This is a genomic window from Ligilactobacillus equi DSM 15833 = JCM 10991 (genome assembly GCF_001435735.1).
Taxonomy (GTDB): Bacteria; Bacillota; Bacilli; order Lactobacillales; family Lactobacillaceae; genus Ligilactobacillus; species Ligilactobacillus equi.
Genome location: NZ_AZFH01000125.1, coordinates 1 through 256, shown reverse-complemented (window position 1 = coordinate 256; position 256 = coordinate 1). Strand labels below are relative to the sequence as shown.

The 256-nt window shown below is 32.4% G+C and carries 1 protein-coding gene; it reads right to left on the bottom strand.

Going from position 1 to position 256, the window contains the following annotated elements:
• Nucleotides 1–256 (bottom strand): LPXTG cell wall anchor domain-containing protein (locus FC36_RS07550; protein ID WP_156409554.1); only part of this gene is annotated, 256 nt, incomplete at both ends.

Genomic DNA, 256 nt, shown 5'->3' with positions numbered 1-256 from the left:
GTTTCAACAGTATTACTGTTTTGTTTTGCCTTGTTGTGGTATTCAATAAAGGTATTCTTAACCACACCGTAACCTTGACGATTAACTTCAATTAATGTTTGGAATTGAACTTGTTGGTCTTTGTTATAGTTGTTAAGAATGTCCTTAAATGCCTTAGTAGCAAAAACAGTTACAACAGAATCCTTATCATTGTAATTGTAGTCAAAGTAACGAGAAATATCAGTATTCTTAGTTACCTTTTGCCCATTACCAAGGT